General features: G+C 71.3%; 4 protein-coding genes. All 4 read right to left on the bottom strand.

Features of this window, described 5'->3' with window-relative positions; translation table 11 throughout:
- Window positions 1–817 (bottom strand): flavodoxin-dependent (E)-4-hydroxy-3-methylbut-2-enyl-diphosphate synthase (ispG, locus tag KUM32_RS11200; protein ID WP_217141703.1); only part of this gene is annotated, 817 nt, incomplete at its 3' end.
- Window positions 818–821: 4 nt separating this feature from the next.
- Entirely contained in the window at window positions 822–1,844 is a 1,023-nt protein-coding gene (gene hpnH, locus KUM32_RS11195; RefSeq protein ID WP_217141702.1) for an adenosyl-hopene transferase HpnH, read from the bottom strand.
- A gap of 6 nt (window positions 1,845–1,850) precedes the next feature.
- On the bottom strand, window positions 1,851–2,492 hold the full coding sequence (locus KUM32_RS11190) for a 1-hydroxy-2-methyl-2-butenyl 4-diphosphate reductase (protein ID WP_217141701.1): 642 nt from the start codon (window positions 2,490–2,492) through the stop codon (window positions 1,851–1,853).
- Window positions 2,492–3,896 (bottom strand): squalene--hopene cyclase (gene shc / locus KUM32_RS11185; protein ID WP_217141700.1); only part of this gene is annotated, 1,405 nt, incomplete at its 5' end. The genes shc and KUM32_RS11190, both read right to left, overlap by 1 nt.

Below are 3,896 nucleotides of genomic sequence, written 5' to 3'. Positions count from 1 at the left end.
GGCGCAGGTTGAGCGACTCGAGGATCTGGATGCCGACCTTGATCTCCTCGACCGGCGGGGCCGACAGGGAGACGCGGATGGTGTCGCCGATGCCCTGGGAGAGCAGGGCGCCGAAGGCGACGGCCGACTTGATGGTGCCCTGGAAGGCGGGGCCCGCCTCGGTGACACCGAGGTGCAGCGGGTAGTCGCACTGGGCGGCGAGCTGCCGGTAGGCCTCGACCATCACGACCGGGTCGTTGTGCTTGACGGAGATCTTGATATCCCGGAAGTCGTGCTCCTCGAAGAGCGACGCCTCCCACAGGGCGGACTCGGCCAGCGCCTCGGGGGTCGCCCTGCCGTACTTCTGGAGCAGGCGCCGGTCGAGCGAGCCCGCGTTCACGCCGATGCGGATCGGGGTGCCGTGGTCCTTCGCCGCCTTGGCGATCTCCTTGACCTTGTCGTCGAACTGCTTGATGTTGCCGGGGTTCACACGGACCGCGGCGCAGCCCGCCTCGATGGCGGCGAAGACGTACTTCGGCTGGAAGTGGATGTCGGCGATCACCGGGATCCGGGACTTCTTCGCGATCACGGGGAGGGCGTCGGCGTCGTCCTGCGTGGGGCACGCCACCCGCACGATCTGGCAGCCGGAGGCCGTCAGCTCGGCGATCTGCTGGAGCGTCGCGCCGATGTCCGACGTACGGGTCGTCGTCATCGACTGCACCGACACCGGGGCCCCGCCGCCGACCGCCACCGGCCCGACCTGGATCCGCCGCGACACGCGCCGCTCGGCGATCGGCCGGACCGGTACCTCGGGGACGCCCAGGGAGACGGCGGTCATGCCGTCACTCCCGGTTCCCGGAGACCGTCTCGCGCATGGCGCGCAGGGACTCCTTGAGGGAGCCCATGGTGGCCAGGACGGCGGTGGGCTCGTAGCCGCAGTGCGCCATGCAGTTGGCGCAGCGCGGGTCCTTGCCGCGCCCGTACTTGTCCCAGTCGGTCTTCTCGATCAGCTCCCGGTACGTGGGCACGTACCCGTCGCTCATCAGGTAGCAGGGGCGCTGCCAGCCGAAGAGGGAGTAGTTCGGGATCGCCCAGGCGGTGCAGGGGAAGTCGACCTTGCCCTCCAGGAAGTCGAGGAACAGCGGGGAGTGGTTGAGCCGCCAGCGGGCCCGGTTGCCGCCCGAGAAGGCCTTCCTGAACAGCTCGCGGGTCTGCTCCACGCCCAGGAAGTGCTCCTGGTCGGGCGCCTTCTCGTAGGCGTAGGCGGGCGAGATCATCATCTCGTCGACCTTGAGGTCGTCGTTGAGGTAGTTGAGGACCTCGACGACGGTCTGCGGGGTGTCGGTGTTGAAGAAGGTCGAGTTGGTGGTGACCCGGAAGCCGCGCCGCTTGGCCTCCTTGATGGCCTCCACGGCCTCGTCGAACACGCCCTCCTTCGCCACGGACTCGTCGTGCCGCTCGCGCAGCCCGTCGATGTGCACCGCGAAGGCGAAGTAGGGGGAAGGGGTGAACTTGTCCATCTTCTTGCGCATGAGCAGGGCGTTGGTGCAGAGGAAGACGTATTTCCGCCGGGCCACCAACTGCCGCACGATCTCGTCGATCTGCGGGTGCATCAACGGCTCGCCGCCGGCGATGGAGACCATCGGCGCACCCGATTCGAGCACCGCCCCCACCGCCTGCGCGACCGGCATGCGCTGCTTGAGCACCCCGGCCGGGTGCTGGATCTTGCCGCATCCCTCGCACTTCAGGTTGCAGGCGAAGAGCGGCTCCAGCTCCACGATGAGCGGAAACTTGTCCCGTCGGCGGATCTTCTGTTCGGCCAGGTATGTAGCGACCTTGATGGACTGACGCAGCGGCATGGCCATCTGGGCTCACCTCCGGGGGAGCAGCAAAGAACGGTGCCATTCGAAAAATGCGGGAAGAACGGATCGAAGAACGCGGAAAGCCGATATTCCACCGCGCACCGTGCCGATCCGGACGAGTTCGTGTTCTGGAGCGTCCACCACCACCCGGACAGCCGCAACCGGGCGCGCGCCCGCCCGGACGGCGCTCAGGAGCGTGGCCGCGGACTCCATGTCGACGGCGATCGCGCCGGTCGCGCGCAGGTCGGCGCGCTCGGGACCGCGGACGACGTGGTCCGAGCCGGTCAGCGGCCCGGTGTGCAGGGTGCGCCCGGGGACGGCACGCGCCAGTTCCTTCACGAGCCGATCGGTGCCGACGCACGCGACGGTGCCGCGCGGGTCCCGGGTCTCCTCGGCGACGACCAGGTCGCCGGGGTGCATGCCGGGGGCCAGTCCCGCGCAGAAGCCCGTGGCCAGCACGACGGCGTCGCCGAGCGCCGGGTCCGCCAGGACCCGGGCGACCGAGCGCTCGGCCGCCTTCGGGCCCATGCCGGTGCGCAGGACGGTGACCGGCCCGCCCGCACCGCCGCGGTCGCCGGTGCGCAGGGCGAGGTGCTCGATACCGAGCGCGCAGGCGATCAGCAGCGGTGACGGGCCGGGCTGCCGGTTCATCAGCCGGCCTTCGCCTCGGCCGCGGCCGTCCCGGTCGGAGGCTGCCCGGCGGTGGCCCGCGCCGCACGCGACGTCGCGGAGAAGGGCTCTGGGTGGACGTACCGGCCGAGCGCGGTGAGCGGGAAGACCTGCCGGTAGAGGTGGTAGTTGATGGAGAAGTCCCAGGGGAAGCCGGTGCCGGTGAAGTACGGCTCGTCCCAGGAGCCGTCCTCCCGCTGGGTGGCGATCAGCCACTCGACGCCGCGCTCGACGGCCTTGGACTCCCGCTCCCCCGCCGCCAGCAGGGCCATCAGCGCCCAGGCCGTCTGCGAGGCGGTCGAGGCGCCCCGGCCGCTCCACGCCCGGACGTCGCGGTAGGAGCGCAGGTCCTCGCCCCAGCCGCCGTCGTCGTTCTGGACGGACTCCAGCCAGGTCACCGCGCGGCGGATGGCCGGGTGCGAGGCGGGGAGTCCGGCGGCGGTCAGGGCGGGGACGACGGACCCGGTGCCGTAGACGTAGTTGACGCCCCAGCGGCCGAACCAGGAGCCGTCCGCCTCCTGTTCGGCGAGCAGCCACTGGATGCCGCGCCGGGTGCGCGGGTCGTGGGCGAGGCCCTCGACGGCGAGCATCTCCACGACGTGCGCGGTGACGTCCGCCGACGGCGGGTCGATGACCTCGCCGAAGTCGCAGAACGGCAGCCGGTTGGGGAAGGGGCTGGTGTTGTCGACGTCGAACGCGCCCCAGGCCCCGTTCCTCGACTGCATGCCGAGGTTCCAGCGCACCCCGCGGCCGATGGCCTTCTCGACCCGCTCCGGGTCGTGGTGCCTGACGCGGCGCAGGGCGAGGACCACCTCGGCGGTGTCGTCGATGTCGGGGTAGTTGTCGTTGTGGAACTCGAACGCCCAGCCGCCCGGCGGGAGTCCGGGCCGCTTCACCGACCAGTCACCGGGGCGCACGATCTGTTCCCCGAGCATCCAGTCGGCGGCCTTCACCAGCTGCGGGTGGTCGGCGGGCACCCCGGCGTCGGCCAGGGCGATGGTGGCCAGGCAGGTGTCCCACACCGGGGACTGGCAGGCCTCGATCATCCGGGCCCCGTCCTCGCGCCACACGGCGAAACGGTCCAGCGACTCCAGTCCCGCGCGCATCACGGGGTGCTGGAGGTCGTAGCCGAGCAGGTACAGGGCGATGACCGAGTACACGGCCGGCGGCTGGATGCCGCCCCAGCAGCCGTCGTTCTCCTGCCGCTCGATGATCCAGCGGGCGGCGGTGTTCATCGCGGCCCGGCGCAGCCGGCGCGGGGCGACCCTGCGGTAGGCGTGCAGCGCCTTGTCGAGGCGCTGGAAGACGCCGTCCCAGCTCGCCGCCGGGGCCAGGGGGCGCGGGGGGCGGGGGCGGGCCGGGTCGATGTGCAGCTCGTCGAGCGGG

The sequence above is a fragment of the Streptomyces sp. AC627_RSS907 genome (assembly GCF_019049165.1).
Note: the sequence above shows the minus strand (reverse complement) of the source record. Positions and strands in the feature narration are given on the sequence as shown.